This window comes from Lachnospira sp., assembly GCF_016290755.1.
Classification (GTDB): Bacteria; Bacillota; Clostridia; order Lachnospirales; family Lachnospiraceae; genus Lachnospira; species Lachnospira multipara.
The window spans coordinates 1-18,709 of record NZ_JAEEVD010000015.1 but is presented as its reverse complement, the minus strand read 5'-3'; the positions used below and the strand labels follow the sequence as shown (position 1 = coordinate 18,709).

13 protein-coding genes are annotated in these 18,709 nt (G+C 36.2%); 9 read left to right on the top strand and 4 right to left on the bottom strand.

What is annotated here, in order from left to right; translation table 11 throughout:
- The 5 genes from atpD (at position 1) to QVA17_RS05485 (ending at position 8,146) form a co-directional block, all read left to right on the top strand.
- A complete protein-coding gene (gene atpD, locus QVA17_RS05505; protein WP_027430986.1) occupies positions 1-1,392 on the top strand; it encodes a F0F1 ATP synthase subunit beta in 1,392 nt (463 codons plus the stop codon).
- A gap of 57 nt (positions 1,393-1,449) precedes the next feature.
- Positions 1,450-1,851: an ATP synthase F1 subunit epsilon gene (gene atpC, locus QVA17_RS05500; RefSeq protein WP_027430985.1), complete on the top strand. Its 402-nt coding sequence runs from the start codon at positions 1,450-1,452 to the stop codon at positions 1,849-1,851.
- A 124-nt stretch (positions 1,852-1,975) separates the two neighbouring features.
- On the top strand, positions 1,976-3,136 hold the full coding sequence (locus QVA17_RS05495) for a class I SAM-dependent methyltransferase (RefSeq protein ID WP_287386978.1): 1,161 nt from the start codon (positions 1,976-1,978) through the stop codon (positions 3,134-3,136).
- Between the two features lie 42 nt (positions 3,137-3,178).
- A complete protein-coding gene (locus QVA17_RS05490) occupies positions 3,179-5,710 on the top strand; it encodes a hypothetical protein (RefSeq protein WP_287386977.1) in 2,532 nt (843 codons plus the stop codon).
- Positions 5,711-5,866: 156 nt separating this feature from the next.
- Positions 5,867-8,146, top strand: coding sequence for a transglycosylase domain-containing protein (locus QVA17_RS05485; protein ID WP_287386976.1), 2,280 nt, complete (start codon positions 5,867-5,869; stop codon positions 8,144-8,146).
- A 74-nt stretch (positions 8,147-8,220) separates the two neighbouring features.
- Here QVA17_RS05485 and QVA17_RS05480 read toward each other — a convergent pair whose 3' ends face one another.
- The 4 genes from QVA17_RS05480 to murC all read right to left on the bottom strand — a co-directional run bounded on the left by QVA17_RS05480 (position 8,221) and on the right by murC (position 13,530).
- Positions 8,221-9,399, bottom strand: coding sequence for a ribose-phosphate pyrophosphokinase (locus QVA17_RS05480; RefSeq protein WP_027430981.1), 1,179 nt, complete (start codon positions 9,397-9,399; stop codon positions 8,221-8,223).
- A 90-nt stretch (positions 9,400-9,489) separates the two neighbouring features.
- Positions 9,490-10,473: an ATP-binding protein gene (locus QVA17_RS05475; protein WP_287386975.1), complete on the bottom strand. Its 984-nt coding sequence runs from the start codon at positions 10,471-10,473 to the stop codon at positions 9,490-9,492.
- Between the two features lie 120 nt (positions 10,474-10,593).
- On the bottom strand, positions 10,594-11,856 hold the full coding sequence (locus QVA17_RS05470; RefSeq protein ID WP_287386974.1) for a DnaD domain protein: 1,263 nt from the start codon (positions 11,854-11,856) through the stop codon (positions 10,594-10,596).
- Between the two features lie 279 nt (positions 11,857-12,135).
- Entirely contained in the window at positions 12,136-13,530 is a 1,395-nt protein-coding gene (gene murC / locus QVA17_RS05465) for a UDP-N-acetylmuramate--L-alanine ligase (RefSeq protein WP_287386973.1), read from the bottom strand.
- Between the two features lie 271 nt (positions 13,531-13,801).
- Here murC and QVA17_RS05460 point away from each other — a divergent pair, with 271 nt between their 5' ends.
- The 4 genes from QVA17_RS05460 to QVA17_RS05445 all read left to right on the top strand — a co-directional run.
- Positions 13,802-15,073, top strand: coding sequence for a glucose-1-phosphate adenylyltransferase (locus tag QVA17_RS05460; RefSeq protein WP_027430977.1), 1,272 nt, complete (start codon positions 13,802-13,804; stop codon positions 15,071-15,073).
- Positions 15,073-16,188 carry a glucose-1-phosphate adenylyltransferase subunit GlgD gene (glgD, locus tag QVA17_RS05455; protein WP_027430976.1) on the top strand — a complete coding sequence of 372 codons (1,116 nt, stop codon included), beginning with the start codon at positions 15,073-15,075 and terminating at the stop codon, positions 16,186-16,188. Before QVA17_RS05460 ends, glgD begins: the two co-directional genes overlap by 1 nt.
- Before the next feature lie 249 nt (positions 16,189-16,437).
- A complete protein-coding gene (gene spoVG / locus QVA17_RS05450) occupies positions 16,438-16,710 on the top strand; it encodes a septation regulator SpoVG (RefSeq protein ID WP_027430975.1) in 273 nt (90 codons plus the stop codon).
- A 657-nt stretch (positions 16,711-17,367) separates the two neighbouring features.
- The coding region (locus tag QVA17_RS05445; RefSeq protein ID WP_287386971.1) for a fibronectin type III domain-containing protein at positions 17,368-18,709 on the top strand (1,342 nt) is incomplete at its 3' end.

Here is an 18,709-nt window from a genome sequence, read left to right as displayed (position 1 = left end):
ATGGCAGATAAGAATATCGGTAAGATTACTCAGATCATCAGTGCCGTAATTGATATTAAGTTCACTGAGGGTAATCTTCCAGAAATTAATTCAGCCATCAACATAAAGACTAATGACGGCGGCAAGCTCGTAGTCGAGGTTGCACAGCATCTTGGTGACGATACAGTAAGATGTATCGCCCTTGGTCCTACAGATGGTTTGGTTAGAGGTATGGAAGCAGAAGCTACAGGAAAGCCAATTTCTGTTCCAGTTGGTGAAAACACACTTGGACGTATCTTTAACGTATTAGGTGATCCTATTGATAACAAGCCAACTCCAGATGTAGAAGAGTACATGCCTATTCATAGACAGGCTCCTACATTTGCTGAACAGGCTACTAACACAGAGATGTTAGAGACAGGTATCAAGGTAGTAGATTTACTTTGCCCTTACCAGAAGGGTGGTAAAATCGGTCTATTCGGTGGTGCCGGTGTAGGTAAGACAGTTCTTATTCAGGAACTTATTAGAAATATCGCTACTGAGCACGGTGGATATTCAGTATTCACAGGTGTAGGTGAGCGTACAAGAGAGGGTAACGATCTTTACCATGAAATGATGGAATCAGGCGTTATCGAAAAAACAACAATGGTATTTGGTCAGATGAACGAACCACCTGGAGCTAGAATGAGAGTTGGTTTAACAGGTCTTACAATGGCTGAGTACTTCAGAGATAAGGGTGGAAAGGATGTACTTCTTTTCATCGATAATATCTACAGATTTACTCAGGCAGGTTCAGAGGTTTCAGCCTTACTTGGACGTATGCCATCAGCCGTTGGTTACCAGCCAACACTTCAGACTGAAATGGGTGCTCTTCAGGAGCGTATCACATCAACAAAGAACGGTTCTATCACTTCAGTTCAGGCCGTTTATGTACCTGCGGATGATTTAACTGACCCAGCGCCAGCTACAACATTTGCCCATCTTGATGCTACAACAGTTCTTTCACGTTCTATCGTAGAACTTGGTATCTACCCAGCTGTAGATCCACTTGAGTCAACATCAAGAATCCTTGACCCTAGAGTCGTAGGTGAGGAGCATTATAAGACAGCTCGTGCCGTTCAGGAAATCTTACAGAGATATAAGGAATTACAGGATATCATTGCTATCCTTGGTATGGATGAATTATCAGAAGAAGATAAGCTTGTTGTATCTAGAGCAAGAAAGGTTCAGAGATTCTTATCTCAGCCATTCCACGTTGCTGGACAGTTTACAGGCTTAGAGGGTAGATATGTTTCTATCCAGGATACAATCCAGGGCTTCAAGGAAATCCTTGAAGGTAAGCATGATGATATTCCAGAAAGTTACTTCCTTAACTGCGGTAGCATTGATGATGTATTAGCTAAGGTAAAGTAAAATTTGCTTGACTAGATTGTATATTTGAGATGCTTTTGCATGTAAAGGAGGATTACCATGGCAGAGACTATGAAGCTTCTGGTTAATACACCAGATAGAGTTTTTTATGAAGACGATTCTGTTACTATGGTTGAACTTGCTACTTCAGAGGGAGAGATTGGTGTTTTTCCACAGCATATTCCTCTTACATCAGTAGTTGTACCATGTGTACTTAAGATTCATCATGGTAATGAAGTTGAAAAAGCTGCTATTCATGGTGGTATCATCGAAATTCTTAAGGATAAGGTGACAATCCTTGCAGAGGTTGCAGAGTGGCCAGATGAAATCGATGTTAATAGAGCTAATGAGGCTAGAGTTAGAGCTGAGAGACGTCTTTCAGCTAAAGATCCTAACCTTGATGTAGCTAGAGCAGAGATGGCATTAAAGAGATCACTTGCAAGACTTGGAGCAGCTAAATAAAAAATTTTGGGGCGCAGGAATTGCGCCCCTTTTTTTACTTAACAAGAGGGGAAAATAAAGGTATAATTTAGAAGATAGTTTTTTGTAATTAAATAGGAATATAAGAGATAAGATTGGATTAAGTATGGAATTAAAGGAATTTTTAGAGTCGAATTTAAATGAGAAGTTAATAGATTGTACAATTTCAGCTAGACGAAAAAAAGATGAAAAGAAGGCTTACAGGGTTAAAATTAGACCTGTAAAGATTAATGATAAATTGCTTTTTCAGGCAGAGGAGTTTGTAGGAAGACAGGCTTTTCATAAGAACTTGGAAAAGGGAGAACTAATAGAAGCAATTAAGGAATATTTAAAGGAATTTAGTCAGGCTCAGTTTAACTTAACTGATGCCACAGGACTTGTTCTTGCTTCTAAATATAAGGAAGGTCAGGAACAGCACTACACTATTAAGCTAAAGAAGGCTAAGGAAGTGAAGGCTATGAGGGACCTTAATCACAATAAGAAAAAGAGATACATTTTAGAAGAAGGAATCCTTGTTCCATTCTTAGTTGACCTTGGGGTTATGACTAAGGAGGGCAAGATTGTTAATTCTAGATATGATAAGTTTAAGCAGATTAATAGATTCTTAGAGTTTATTGAAGATATTTTACCATCCCTATCTAAGGATAGAGAGCAGACAATTATTGATTTTGGTTGTGGTAAGTCTTATTTAACATTTGCCATGTACTATTATCTTAAGGTTTTAAAGGGCTATGACATTCGTGTTATTGGACTTGATTTAAAAGAGGATGTAATTAATAACTGTAATGCCCTTGCTAAGGATTATGGATATGATAAGCTAAATTTCTATGTGGGAGATATTGCCTCATATAAGGATGTGGATGCTGTGGATATGGTAGTTACCCTCCACGCCTGCGATACCGCAACGGATTATGCCTTGGCAAATGCAGTCAAGTGGGGAGCTAAGGTCATCTTGTCGGTACCTTGTTGCCAGCATGAAGCTAATAAGACAATTGATAATGAAATTCTAAAGCCAGTTATGGATTATGGAATTTTAAAGGAGAGATTGGCAGCTATTATAACGGATGCTTCAAGAGCTAAGATGCTTGAGGCCAATGGTTATGACACACAGATTTTAGAGTTTATTGATATGGAACATACACCTAAGAATCTCTTGATTCGCGGGGTTAAGAATTCTAAAAAAGAGGGAAATAAAGGTGCGAGACTTGAAAATGATATAATGAATCAGGCACTTAATTTAGATCTGACTTTGTCTAGACTTATTTAACTTTTTAAAATAGACATTTCAGATTATTGATGGGAGATTATTATGGAGACAAAAAAGAATTTAAAGATGAAACATTGGATTCTTGGAATTATTTTTGTAGTTACGGGAGTTCTTACATTTTTAACAATGGAATTAGAAGCGGAAGAGGCTTCATATACTACTATGTCACAGGCTAGCCTTCCGATTGTGTACTTTAAGACAGATGCAGGCAATAGTTACAATGCCCTTCATGGCTATACAGAGGAAATTGATTCCACTATGGACTGCGAGGACATTACCCCTATTGGAACAGATAGAAGCGTAAGCCTTTCAATTAATACTTATGGTACAGAGGTTGAAGGCATTACTTATAAGGTAAGAGATTTAGATTCTGGGGATTTGTATGAAAGCAATGAAGTAAAGGATTTTAGTGTGGTTTCTGATTACATTGATGTTTCTTTTACTCTTAAGAATTTAATTGATGATGATGTGAAATATTCCCTTGAAATTGTGTTAGACCTTGAAGGGGATAAAGAGGCTCATTACTATGCCAACATTATTAAGGGCGATAGTTATGATATTCAGGAATACCTTGATTTTGTTTTAAATTTCAACGAAGTAACTTTTGATTCCTCAAGAGTTAATGAGATTGCAAATTACTTGGAGTCAAGTAGTTCAAGTGCTAATGATAATTTCGGACATGTGGACATTTACTCAAGTAGTTCAATGATTACCTGGGGAGATTTAGATCCATATCTTGAAAGTGATATTCAAATTAGCGTTAAGGATGTAAATTCAGAGATTGCAGTTATTTGTCTTGAATATAGAATGGGTGCAGAGAATAGCTACGGTTCTTACGACACTTACGTGGTTAATGAATATTACAGAGTTAGAAAGACAAGTCAGAGATTTTATCTGCTTAATTACGAGCGCGATGCCAATCAGATTTTTGATGCGAAAAATGATTTAGTAACCACAACAAGAATTGATCTTGGTATTACATCCACTACAGAAGTTAATATGCTTTCTGATGAGGATGGAGCTTACAACTATTTTGTAAATAATGGATCTCTTTGGTGCTATAGCGTCTCAGATAACATTTTCACAAGTGTATTCTCCTTTAGTAGTGAGGATACAGACTCGGTTCGTGAGGATTATCTAGACCATGACTTTAAACTTATAAATGTAGATAGTAACGGCGATGCAACTTTTGCGGTCATGGGTTACATGAACAGAGGTGAGCATGAGGGTGAAGTGGGAATTTCCCTTTACCAGTACGATTACTCAGATAATATTGTTAACGAGGTTGTATTTATTCCGCTAAACACAAGCTATACTGTGCTTTCTGAGAATGCCGGCGGTATTGCTTATCTTAATGAGAATAAATTCTACTGCCTTGTGGATGACACTCTTTACTCTATTGATATTTCAAGTTTAGAGATTATGGAGGTTGTAACAGATTTAGTTGAGGGCACTTATGCAGTATCTGAGGACGGTTCAACAATTTGTTATAGCACAAGCGGAGATTTAAATAATACAGATACTCTTAGAATTTATAATATGGCCAACAGTTCTGATTATCAGATTAAGGCAGATGAGGGAGATAGCCTCAATGTCATCGGCTTTATTGATGGGGACTGCGTTTATGGTATAGCTCACAAGTCAGATATTAGTTCTGATGATATGGGTAACGAGATTTTTGCTATGTATAAGGTTTGCATTGTGGATAGCGAATATAACGTAATTAAGGAATATGAGCAGGATGGCATTTACATTAGTAATGCTGAGATTGACGGTAAGAGAGTTACTCTTACAAGAGTGACAAAGTCAGGTGATAGCTATGTTTCTTCAACAATTGACCAGCTTATTAATAAGGATGAAAATGTAGTTGAGGACGAGCTTAGTGTGGTTACAGCCACTACAACTGCAAGACTTACAGAAACTCGTATTTTGCTTTTTAAGGCGGCTTCTTCCACAAGTGGAGTTTCTCTTAGAGCATCAGAAAAAATCGTCTATAATGAGAAGAAATGGGTGGATTTAGACAAGACTATAACAGGTGAAGGTAAGTATTATGTTTATGCATATGGAAGATACCTACAAAGTTATGAAAATTTAAATACTGCTATTAGTAAGGCTTACGATAGTTACGGCTATGTGCTTGATAACAATGCTAACTTAGTTTATAGAAGATATAAGAGTACTCAGAGCTCTCTATCAAACTTAAGTATTACAAGTTCAAGTTCAACAATAGCCACAGCGGCACAGACACTAGCTAATTACGCAGGTGAGAATATTAATATTGCAAGTCTTATGACCTCTGGCCTATCAGTCATTGACGCCCTTAAAACTGCTGATAATTTACAGCCATTAAGTATTAGCGGCTTAAGCGTTGATAAGTTATTAAATTATGTGGCAGATGGCTATCCACTAGTTGCTAAGACAGGAGATAATAGTTACTGTATTATTACAGCTTACGATTCAGATAATATTACATACATTGATTTAGCAACATCAGCAACAGAAACAAAGACAATTACTGCTGCAAGTAAGATATTTACAGAGGCAGGCAATGTTTATTTGACATATTATAAGTAAAATGAATTTAAACCGGTGCGATAATTCGCGCCGGTTATTTTTGTATAAAATTTATCGTAATAAAATAGAGATTATATTTAAAACTTGTTATAATATTAGAAGAGTAATGAGGATAGTAAATAGCCACAAATTACGGGGCTATTAATGGAGGATATTATGGCAACTACAAAAACTGGGGGAAGCACAGCCACTTCTAAATCTAAGGGAAAAAAGAAAAAGAAAAGATCAGTGGGAAAAGTGATTCTTAGCCTACTAATACTAATAATATTAGTGGCTTTAATTATATTTTGGCCAAAAATTCAAAGAATAACAGAGCTATATGATGACGCCTGCAAGATAGCCTCTACAAGCAGTCTTAATGATTTTAATGGTAGCCAGACTACAATTATTAATGACAAGGATGGCAATGAAATAGGCAGTATGCGTGATACTAAAGATATGTATTACGTGGCTTATGAGGATATCCCAGAAAATCTAGTCAATGCCTTTGTAGTTATGGAGGATAGAGATTATTACAAGCATCAGGGCGTTGACTATAAGGCTATTATAAGAGCGGTTATAGCCAATCAAAAAGCCAACGACATTGTTCAAGGTGCAAGTACCATTACACAGCAGCTAGCAAGAAACATTTACTTAAGTCAGGAAGTTAGCTGGGAGCGAAAGGTAGAGGAGATTTTCCTTGCTCAGGAGCTTGAGGCGAAATACTCTAAAGAGCAGATTCTAGAGTTCTATCTTAATAACATTTACTTTGGAAATGGTTATTACGGGGTGCAGGCCGCAAGTCTTGGATATTTTCAAAAGACCATTGACCAGCTAGATTTATCAGAGATGGCCTTTATTGCTGCCATTCCAAACAATCCTACAAAGTACAATCCTCTAACTAATTACGACAACACCGTGTATCGTCGCAATATCATATTGCACGAGCTTTACGAATATAGCTATATTTCGGAACTTGACTATTTGGTGGCTGAAAATGAAGTCGTTAGCCTTAACGCTAAATCCGTAGCCACTACCAATAATTCTGTAGTAACTTATGCAAGACATTGTGCCACAGAGGCTCTAATGGACCTTTACGGTTTTGACTTTAGGTCTAACTTTACAAGTGATGAGGACTATGATGGCTACTGCGAGGACTACGAGGCTTTCTACACCTACTGTCAGCAGCTTTTAATTTCCGGTGGCTACATAATTAATACAAGTATAGATATGTCGGCGCAAAACGCCCTTCAGGAATCTGTGGATGAAAATCTTTCTTGGAGCAGTGAAACAGGTGATGGCGGGGTTTATAGCCTGCAGGGAGCAGCCACAAGTATAGATAATGAAACGGGTCTTGTGGTGGCAATCGTTGGTGCAAGAAGTCAGGATTTAGTAGGCCTTACACTTAATAGAGCCTACCAAAGCTATAGACAGCCCGGTTCTTCAATAAAGCCGCTGATATGTTATCTTCCATATTTGCAGCTCGGACATACACCAGATTCTATTGTGGTAGATGAGTATATTGAAAATGGACCGGCAAACGCAGATGGTTACTATGCGGGAGAGATGACCTTAAGAGATGCTGTTAAGCTTTCAAAAAATACGGTGGCGTGGAAGATATTCCAAGAGATAACTCCTAGCGGTGGCATTTCATTTTTATTAAACATGGACTTCCATAAGGTTTGGATGGACAAGGAATACAACGCAGCAGCCCTTGGTGGTTTTACTTATGGCGTGTCTACTGTGGAGATGGCAGCAGCCTATGCAACGATTGAAAACGATGGCTATTATAGAAAGGCCACTTGTATAAATAATATTACAACAGTGGATAATACGCTGGTTTGGGACCACAGTCAGATTGCTTCTGAGAGGATTTATGAAACTAATGCCTGCAGAATGATGACAAGTATGCTAGAAACTGTTGTGGAGAGCGGTACTGGTGTGGGGGCTTCTTGCTATAATGCAGTGATTGCCGGAAAAACTGGTACTACAAATTCTAATAAGGATGCTTGGTTTGTAGGTTACAGCGCCTATTACACAACTTCCGTTTGGATAGGTTATGATTATCCACAGACCCTTTCTAGTGTAAATACTAAGGCGATTTTTAAGCAGTACATGGAATATATTCATTCTGGCCTTGAAAAGAAGAATTTTGAAAGCTACGAAGAAGGGGCTACAGATTCCACAACGGAGGCAAGCACTAGTGCACAGTCAGAAAGTGTGGATTCTAATCAAGGTGAGAACACAACGAATGTGGATGCCAATGAAAATGCATCTACAAAGGCAGTGGATGAAAATGGTGTAGAAATAGATGCCGGTGGAAATTCAGATGGAGATAGGAATGCCGGTTCAGGGGCAGCAGGCTCTTATAATGATAATGATAGTAATGTGGAATTAGATGATGATGGCGGAGGCGGTGCAAACTCCGATGGCGACAGTGATGCTGTAACATATTAAAAGCAATAAAAAACTCCTAGGAAAAATTCCTAGGAGTTTCTAAATATCTGAACTATTACAAAATGAAATACAAATTACTTACCGTAGTGTAATTCGTTGTATTCCTTAACTCTATTCTGGATTCTTTCAACAGGGTTTAATAAGTTGCTGATTGAAGAATCATGGTTAAGTGTATCAATGATAAGAGCCATGTACTTACTCATATCTACGTTGATATACCAAGGCTTAGATAAAAGCTCTTCTGGCTGGTAGATAAGGTTAGTTGTAAGAATCTTATCGATGATGCCCTTCTCATAAGCTTCATCAAACTTCTTAAATCCGTTAGTGAAAAGACCGAATGTTGTTGCACAGAATACTCTGTTAGCCTTACGTCTCTTAAGTTCTGAAGCAACATCAATCATAGATTCACCAGATGAAATCATATCATCAATGATAATAACATCCTTGCCTTCAACATTAGTTCCAAGGAACTCATGAGCAACGATTGGGTTACGACCATCAACGATCTTAGTATAATCTCTTCTCTTATAGAACATACCCATATCAAGACCAAGTAAGTTGGCAAGATATACAGCACGTCCCATACCACCTTCATCAGGAGAGATAACCATCATATGATCTGAATCGATATGAAGATCATCAACACCAAGTAAGAGGTACTTTACAAACTGATATGTACATGAAACTGATTCAAAACCATTAAGTGGAATTGCGTTCTGTACTCTAGGGTCATGAGCATCGAAAGTAATAATGTTATCAACACCCATATTAGTTAATTCCTGAAGCATGAAAGCACAGTCAAGGGATTCTCTACCTGTTCTCTTATGCTGTCTTGACTCATAAAGGAAAGGCATAATAACTGAAATACGTCTTGCCTTACCACCTGCAGCCATAATAACTCTCTTAAGATCAGCATAGTGATCATCAGGAGACATTCTATTAGGTACGCCGTTAAGTGAGTATGTGAGACTGTAATTAGCTACGTCAACCATGATATAAAGATCATGACCTCTAACTGAATCACTAAGTGTTCCCTTACCTTCACCTGAACCAAATCTTGGTGTCTTAGCATCAAGGATATAAGAATCCTTCTTGTAACCTGCTACACTAAGAACAGTTTCGTTGTCACGCTTTTCTCTCCAATCTACAAGGTACTTATCAACCTTATCTCCCATAGCTGTGCAGCTCTTTAATGGAATAATTCCTAATTTACCATAAGGAATAGTTGCAATATGACGTTCGTCTCGTGGCATAATATAACTCCTCCGTAATAATATAACAATAAAAAGTGACTGGTTTGTTTTGCAAAACCTATACTAATATAATCAAGTAGCAAGATAAAGTCAATGATTATTTCTTTTAAGAATTCGAATATCCTGTCCGAACAAACCTAAAAGTTTGTAGGAACTAAGCAGTCTAGAGAAGACTCTTTCAGAGTATCTTTCTCCAATTTCATTAATTTCAAGATTGGCTGAAATTATCATAGGCTTCTTTCTTATACTACGTTCATTAATAATATAAAACAATCTAGAATTAGTATATGAATTGCTATTCTCTGTACCTAAATCATCTATAATAAGAAGATCGGCATCAAGAAAATATTGTGTATCGACTACGTTGTCTTTATTTTTGTTAAAATCCTTGCTCTCAAAACTTTCAAAAAATTCGATAGCAGTAAGATATATAACACTATGTGAACTATCGAGCAATTCCTTAGCAATACAGTTTGTAAGGAAGGTTTTGCCAACACCGGTATTACCGGTAATTAAAAGGTTAGTGAATTCCTTATCGAAATTCTTAACAAATTTAGTAACGATTGCAAAAACCTTCTCCATGTTCTGTCTAGCAGTAGTGCCAAAACGTGGATTAATCTTTGTATCATCGTACCATTTATATGAAAATGTATTGAAATTCTCATCTTTAATAATGTTCTTAAGATTAGAATCTCTATATACAAGATCAATGGCAAATTTCTTAAAGCATGAACACTTCTCCTGGCCTATAAAGCCTGTGTCATGACACTTCTCACAGCTATAAATATCATCGAGATAATTAGCTGGTTTACCAAGAGATAGAAGCAATTGCTTCTTTTCTTCTTCAAGGGCCTTTAATTTAGAATCAAAATCCTTGTCATAATCATTAGTTGAATTGATTCGACTCTTTGCCGCCTCTAAAGAAATCTCTATAACTTTATTATCAATTTCTTCTAGCTTAGGAGATAAGTTCTTAATCTCCTCATAACGACTATCAAGTATTCTGTTGTTTAGGCTTCTTATGTCATCGTAATGTCGCATAACAGAAGCATATTGAGTATTAGTTAAAGCCATATAGTCCCTCTTTTATTCTTATTAAAAATAAAATTATCATAGCAGTTATATATTACCATAAAATGCTAATATATAACCACTATGAATAAGCTCAAATTTAAAATATTAATGAAACATTAATTACATATTGTCGTATAAAGAATCGTAGAATTCTTGTGAATACTCTCTTTGCTGGAAATTATTGAACTTGTTAGTTTTATTTCTAGCAGCTGATTTATTAGTCATGTTATTAGCTCTTGCTGTTGTAGTGTTAGTATAACCAGCAGCCTTGTTAGCCTTAAAGTCTGCATCTGCTCTTGAGATGTCCTCGAAGTTCTTTACTCCTGATTCATACCAGCCCTTAATAATAGAGTCGGCATACTGAAAACTTGCCTGATGTGTATTAGCTAAACTACGGTTACAAGCTTCAGCAATAATTTCAGGACTAAAGTGGTATTCTTTGCTCCATCTGTTGATGTAGTCCTTCTCTGAGCTACCAAGTTCTCTATTAGAGATACCAAAAGCCTTTAATACGCTAATTGTAGCGTTACTATGATTAGTTACTTCCTCCTTGGCAGCAGCAACACTTGTGATGCCTTTCTCGTGCCAGTTAAGAGCAGTAGCTTCTATATATCTAACATCCTTATGATTAGCTTCTACGCAGTAAGCGAAAAGATAATCAATTAAAGATGAAGAAAAACTAAGGTTATCGTATAAGTAAACGATTAAGTTGCATTCCTTTTGAGTTAAAGGTCTGCTTAAGTAAGCCTGAATACCAAAGAGTAATAATGAGAAGTCTTCTTCATTATTTAACTCATCCATTCTTGCTGATGATGGTTCAACTAAGGATGGCTTGTTAGCTTCAATTGTAGCCTGTGGCATAGAAGAAACTGTTGAGCTCTGACTTGCTATGTTAGCGTTAATACTAACTACATTAGAGCCAAGAGCTGAGTTATTAAAATTAGCAGCCTTGCTTGCTTGATTATTAGCCTGATTATTAGAAGCTAAGTTATTTATAACTTCGTCTTCGTTCTTTAAGTTGATATTCAAGTTATATCCATTAGCGGATGTATCAGAAACTCTTGAAACCAAGTTATTAGTGTTGTTGTTAAGGTCCTTAAGAGTGATTCCGCAAATTGTATTGTCAGAATTATACTCAAGCTCTAAAAGTCCTAACTTATCCCAATATCTTAGGGCTCTGATTACATCTGATTCTGTCTGATTAAAAGTATCTGCAAGAGAGGAGATGCTTAAATTGCTATTCTTATTAGAAAGAAGACGTAAAAGATAAAGATAAATCTTTACGAATTCTCCACTTGTATTAGGTATAAACTGGTCAATAAATATGTCCGGAACTGCTGTATAACCATTAGCAGTTTCTGTTGAAAGTACTAAATTACGCATTGTTGCCCCTCTTTCATATAGTAAGTCTGACTTAAAAGTCTTTTGCAAGTCAGATTATATCACACCTTTAACTTCTTGCAAATGTAGACAGGTTCTGCACATTTGCATTGTGGATATTGTGGATAATGTGGATAATTATTTGAACTATGTCATTAAATCACTAAATATCTAGCTTTCCTAAATGGACTTGTTAACATAAAAATCCACAGAAACCTATGTGGAAAATCCCATAAGCTCTGTGGATAATGTGGATAACTTTGTTGAAAACAAATGTTTCTGTTAATTTTTTCCGTTATTTACTAACTTTTCCCCAACTTTTACGATGTCACCAGCACCCATAGTTATCAACAAGTCACCGTTGACACAATTTTTTTCTAAAAATTTTTCGATTTCTTCAAATGTATCTATATAGTAACATTCCTTGCCTAAAGCTTTAATCTTATCGGCTAAGTCAGCGGAGCTAATTCCTAGATTATCTGTCTCTCTAGCAGGATAAATCTTAGCTAAAACTACCTTATCAGCAAGAGAAAGAGCTGTTGCAAACTCATTCATTAAAGACTTAGTTCTTGTATAAGTATGAGGCTGGAAAACGCACCATACAGTCTTATGTGGATAATGCTTACAAGAATCAAGAGTTGCCTTGATTTCATCTGGGTGATGAGCATAGTCATCGATTACTGTTACGCCGTTAAATTCACCCTTCTTCTGGAAACGTCTATCTGTTCCTGTGAAGTTCTTTAAACCAGCCTTGATAGAGTCGAGGTCAATGCCTTCATTTTCAGCAGCAGCAATTGCAGCTAGTGAATTATAGACGTTGTGAAGTCCAGGTACGCTTAAAGCGATAGTTGTAACTTCTGCGCCCTCTTTAATAAGTGTGTAGCTGCAGCAGCCATAAGCATCATAACTAATATTAGTAGCGCTGTAGTTAGATTTCTTTGGATCCTCGCCAAATGTAATTACGTGGCAATGCTTATCCTTAAAGAAATATTCGTAGTCTTCAATATCTGAGCTAATAATTAATGTACCAACATTATCAGGTAACTTTTCAACAAAGAGCTTGAAAGAGTGTCTGATATCATCTAAGTCCTTAAAGAAGTCAAGGTGATCTGCCTTAACATTTAAGATGATGTTAGTTGTTGGATTAAAAGATAAGAAGCTGTTAGTGTATTCGCAAGCTTCTGTTACGAAAAGATCTGACTTACCAACTCTTACATTTCCATTAATACTATTAAGAATACCGCCAACAGAAATTGTTGGGTCAGCATTAGCTGCCATAAAGATTTCTGTAAGCATAGATGTTGTTGTAGTCTTTCCGTGAGTTCCTGCTACATTAATTGCAGAACGATAATTGCTCATAATCTGACCTAAAAGTTCTGCACGTGTAAGCATAGGTATATTTTTTTCTTTAACAGCTACAAACTCAGGATTGTCTGGATGTATAGCAGCAGTATAGACAACAAGGTCAATATCATCTGTGATATTAGCTGCTGACTGTGGGTATGAAACCTTGCATCCCATGTCCTCTAATTCCTTAGTAAGTTTAGAGGCAGCCTGGTCTGAACCGGAAACTTTAAAATTTTCTTTAACAAGAATCTGAGCAAGGCCGCTCATGCTGATTCCGCCAATTCCAATAAAATGTACTGAAATAGGCTTCTTAAAATCGATTTTGTACATATTAAATGTGCCTTCTTTCTCATAAATTTATTTTGTAATAGATTGCTTATCTAATAAGAAACTAATTTTTGACCTGCAAAAATAGCAAGTTCATTATATATTATAACTATTTATGGGAAATTTCAATTTTTTCATAACAAAATATGGTAATAATACGAAAAATATCAAAATATCCAGAAAAAATAGGAAAAAAGTTTTTACTTAAATATTATATTGTGCTATACTTTTAGTATCTAGAACCGTAGAAATTATTTACATCAGAGGTGATAGCATGATTAAGAAAGAGATGATAGCTATGCTACTTGCTGGTGGCCAGGGAAGTCGTCTGGGTGTTTTGACTTCTAAGGTCGCAAAGCCAGCTGTGGCATTTGGTGGAAAGTATCGTATTATTGATTTTCCACTAAGTAATTGTATCAATTCAGGAATTGATACAGTTGGTGTGTTGACACAGTATCAACCACTAAGACTTAATACCCATATTGGAATTGGTATTCCATGGGATTTGGATCGTAATGTTGGAGGCGTTACAGTCCTTCCTCCATATGAAAAGAGTACTAACAGTGAATGGTATACAGGTACAGCCAATGCCATTTACCAGAACCTTGACTATATGGAACAATTTAATCCTGAGTATGTATTAATACTTTCAGGTGACCACATCTATAAGATGGATTATAAGATTATGCTTGATTATCACAAGGCTAATAATGCTGATGTTACTATTGCAGCTATGCCGGTTCCTATTGAGGAAGCTTCTAGATTCGGTATCGTTGTAACAGATGGTGATAACAAGATAACAGAATTTGAGGAGAAGCCAGCTAACCCTAAAAGCAATTTAGCATCCATGGGTATTTACATTTTCAGCTGGAAGATTTTAAAGGATGCACTTATTAAGTTGAAAGATCAGCAAGAGTGCGATTTTGGAAAGCACATTATTCCATATTGCTTTAATAGTAATAAGAGAATCTTTGCTTATGAATATAACGGTTATTGGAAGGATGTAGGAACTCTTAGTTCTTATTGGGAAGCTAATATGGAGCTTATCGATATTATTCCTATCTTTAACCTTTATGAGGAATTCTGGAAGATCTACACAAGTAATGATGCAATTCCTCCTCAGTATATCGCATCAGATGCCTATATTGAGAAGAGTATCATTGGAGATGGTACAGAAGTCTATGGTAAGGTATTTAACTCAGTCATTGGTAGTGGCGTAGTAATTGAAGAGGGAGCAGAAGTTCATGATTCAATTATTATGAATAATACTAAGATTGGTAAGAATACAATCATTAATAAGTCAATTATTGCTGAAGATGTTACAATCGGAGACAATGTTGAACTTGGAGTTGGGGAAGAAGCTGAGAATATCAAGCTTCCAAAGATTTATAACTCTGGCCTGGTAACAATTGGAGAATGTACAGTTATTCCTGACAACATTAAGGTTGGCAAGAACAGTGCAATTTCAGGAGTGACAACTGCTTCTGATTATACTGATAATCAGTTAGCAAGTGGTGGATTTTTAATTAAGGCAGGTGAAGAGTAATGAAGGCGATAGGAATTATTTTAGCCGGCGGAAACAACAGAATGATGAGAGAATTGACTAATAAGAGAGCTATTGCTGCAATGCCTATTGCCGGTAGTTACAGAGGTATTGATTTTGCTCTTAGTAATATGTCAAATTCCCGCATTCAGAAGGTTGCTGTTATAACACAGTACAATGCAAGATCACTTAACTCACATTTGAGTTCATCTAAGTGGTGGGATTTTGGTAGAAAGCAGGGCGGTTTGTATGTGTTTACACCTACAATAACTGCTGAAAGTAGTAACTGGTATAGAGGAACAGCAGATTCTATATATCAGAATATACATTTTCTAAAGTCAAGCCATGAGCCTTATGTAGTAATTGCATCAGGTGATGGCGTATATAAAATGGATTATAATAAGATACTTGAATATCACATCGAGAAGAAGGCTGATATTACAATGGTAGTTAAGAAGTTAACTGACAGAAGTGATATTAACCGTTACGGCGTTGTTGCCATGACTGATGAAGGTAGAATTACTGAGATTGAAGAGAAGCCTTTAGAGACTAATCTTTCAACAGTATCAACAGGTATCTATGTAATAAGAAGACGTCTTTTAATTGAATTACTTGAAAAGGCGGCTGAAGAGGATAGACATGAATTTGTTAGAGATATCCTCGTTAGATATAAGAATATTAAGAAGATTTATGGATATAAACTCGATACATATTGGAGTAACATTTCCACTGTAGATGCATATTACAAGACTAATATGGATTTCTTAAATAAGGATGTTAGAGATTACTTCTTTAAGCAGTATCCAGATGTTTACTCTAAGGTAGAAGATTTACCTCCAGCAAAGTACAATTTTGGAGCAAATGTAAAGAACAGTTTAGTATCAAGTGGTTCCATAGTAAATGGTACTGTAGAGAATTCAGTGTTATTTAAGAAGATTTATGTGGGAAATAACGCTGTAATTAAGAACTCTATCATTTTAAACAATGCCTATATCGGTGATAATGCATACATCGAGAACTGCATCGTAGAAAGCAACAGTACTATTAAGGCTAACGCAAGATACGTTGGCGAGGCAGGTCCTCAGATCGTCATAGAGGATAGCCCATTATATTACTAATTTGGTTACTAAAGTTCGTGGACAGAATAGACAACGTATGAGGCACCCCGCGAATTAGTAAATATATCAGGAAACTTTAATCGTGCGGTTTGCAGTCTTATCAAAGCAAGTTAACTTATAGTTAATTTTGGGAGGAATTAACCGTAAGAAGGATAGACTGGTAGACGATATATAAAAAGTTCCTTGACTAGTAACGAAGGGATATTAATATGTTTGGCCGGCAAAAAAGTTGCGGCAGAAGGGGTGCTTATGAATATTACAGACGTAAGAGTACGTAAGATTACTAAGGAAGGCAAGATGAAGGCTGTAGTATCTGTAACAATCGACGACGAGTTTGTTGTGCATGATATTAAGGTTATTGAAGGCGAAAAGGGTTTATTTATCGCTATGCCAAGTAGAAAGTCTACTGATGGCGAATATAGAGATATCGCTCATCCTATCAATACAGCCACAAGGGACAACCTTCAGAAATTAGTGCTCGAAGCTTACGAAAAAGCAGACGACACACCAGCTGAAGAGTAATTTTAGTGATTATTCTAATGTAGCTAAACCGCAATTGGCACACATTACGTATAATGTAAAAACTTAAAAGTGTATGACAGCTGCTTGCGCTGTAAGACACGAAATTGTAAATGGCTTCCTTACATTAGGAGGCCATTTTCTTTTTATAAAAATGTATTATTACATAAGAATAAAATAACAAATAAACTAATGGTATATGAACTTTTTAAAAAACCTTTGTATAAATTATACAATACTATATAGTAGACTACAGAAATATTGTATAGATTACATAATTTTTATGCATCTTTAAGAATAAGATAATAAAACCTACCAATAGTAGGTAAGTATCAACTAATATATCGTTAGTACTATAGTCATAGGAAATAAGTACTTATTTAAAAGGAAAATATAAAATTTTTGATAACAATTTATTCATGAAAATTTTACATTTAAGTACTAGTCTTATGGTACTGTGGTACTATCATTTGACATATCTGTCAAAATAGACAATAAAATCCTCTAGTTTTTAGTGAAAATTTCACAAGCCCTTGTGTTGACGTAAAAATCATATTTTAGATATAATGGCAAATGTCAGCAGGAGAAGTAATTTGTGGGACGCAATGAATTGCTGATAAGGAGTTTAGTGATTATATATTTTTATGGGAGGAACGGTCTATGAAGACTAAAATGAGAGCGAGAATTATGTCAATCGCAATGGCAATTCTCATGGTTGTTGGTCTTATGCCAACTGATTTTTCAGTTGTGAATGTAAGAGCCAATGAGGATAGTTCAAATACTCATGTATTTGAAACATCAACACTTACAGCAACAGCTGCAGGTACTTATACAGATGGACAAGAAATTACATATGATGACTATTTCACAATAGTTGCAAGTTCAAAGACAAAGATTGACTCAAGTTCAAAGACATTTGACGATGAATATACATCAGGACAGAGATTAAGCTTTGGTGCAAAGGCAGATATAGACGCAGGAAAGAACTATGTAAGCTTTAAAACAAGTGCAAGTGCAACAGTAAAGATTTGGTGGGTAGAAGGCGGAGAAGATAATAGAAGCATGGTAATCTACAACCTATCAAGTGGAGAAGTTGCAGCACAGACATCAGAGACATTAACTAAGAATGCAGCATGTGTTTCAACACTTACATTAAGTGAAGCAGGAACATATGCATTAGGTGGTTTAGAAAACAATAATTACATTTTTAAGATTGAAGTTACTGAAACTTCAGGTGAGGCAGAAGAAGTTCAAAGAGCAGATTGGTCAGAAGTTGCTAATCCTACAGTAACAAATGTAGTAGATAATGGAGATGGTACAGTAACAGTAGATTTCAATGCTTTAATCGGAACAGATGGAGCAGATGGAGCTGTTGTAACACTTACAGATACTACTGGAGAATCTCAGACAAGTAAGTATTCAAAGGAAGGTAGCACAGGTTCAAAGACATTTACAGTTAGTTCATCAGGAACATATACTGCAACAGTTAGCATTTATCGTGAAGGTGAAGATGATAAGACTAGTGATGCAGTTTCTGTAAATTTCGTACTTCCATTAAGTGAAGTTACAATTAATACAACAGCAAGTACAGGTAATGGAAGCGTATATATTGGATGGCAGTCAGTAACAGAGGCTGATTCTTATATCGTTTCTTATAGCACAGATGGGGAAAATTATGTTGTTGCTGCAGATGCAATTACTGATACAGAATATACAGTAACAGGTTTAACAGTTGGCACTACTTATAAATTTAAGGTGCAGGCAGTAAGACTTTTACCAGCTACAACAACAAATGGTACAGTAAGCGATGAGGTAGAGGCAACTAAAGAAGCTCAGACAGTTTGGGGTACAATTACTTATGGTAATGGTGCTAATTCATCTAACTTTACTAAAGTAGGTGATTTAAACGCTGATGGTTATGTTCAGTTAACAGCAGGTAAGTTAACAAACGGTAAGCTTACAGGTTCAGGTAATGATGGTAAGTTTGTACCAGCTTCATATG

Coding starts and splice junctions, on each gene's coding strand:
- atpD (WP_027430986.1), top strand. CDS start 1: ATGGCAGATAAGAATATCGGTAAGATTACTCAGATCATCAGTGCCGTA.
- atpC (WP_027430985.1), top strand. CDS start 1,450: ATGGCAGAGACTATGAAGCTTCTGGTTAATACACCAGATAGAGTTTTT.
- QVA17_RS05495 (WP_287386978.1), top strand. CDS start 1,976: ATGGAATTAAAGGAATTTTTAGAGTCGAATTTAAATGAGAAGTTAATA.
- QVA17_RS05490 (WP_287386977.1), top strand. CDS start 3,179: ATGGAGACAAAAAAGAATTTAAAGATGAAACATTGGATTCTTGGAATT.
- QVA17_RS05485 (WP_287386976.1), top strand. CDS start 5,867: ATGGCAACTACAAAAACTGGGGGAAGCACAGCCACTTCTAAATCTAAG.
- QVA17_RS05480 (WP_027430981.1), bottom strand. CDS start 9,399: ATGCCACGAGACGAACGTCATATTGCAACTATTCCTTATGGTAAATTA.
- QVA17_RS05475 (WP_287386975.1), bottom strand. CDS start 10,473: ATGGCTTTAACTAATACTCAATATGCTTCTGTTATGCGACATTACGAT.
- QVA17_RS05470 (WP_287386974.1), bottom strand. CDS start 11,856: ATGCGTAATTTAGTACTTTCAACAGAAACTGCTAATGGTTATACAGCA.
- murC (WP_287386973.1), bottom strand. CDS start 13,530: ATGTACAAAATCGATTTTAAGAAGCCTATTTCAGTACATTTTATTGGA.
- QVA17_RS05460 (WP_027430977.1), top strand. CDS start 13,802: ATGATTAAGAAAGAGATGATAGCTATGCTACTTGCTGGTGGCCAGGGA.
- glgD (WP_027430976.1), top strand. CDS start 15,073: ATGAAGGCGATAGGAATTATTTTAGCCGGCGGAAACAACAGAATGATG.
- spoVG (WP_027430975.1), top strand. CDS start 16,438: ATGAATATTACAGACGTAAGAGTACGTAAGATTACTAAGGAAGGCAAG.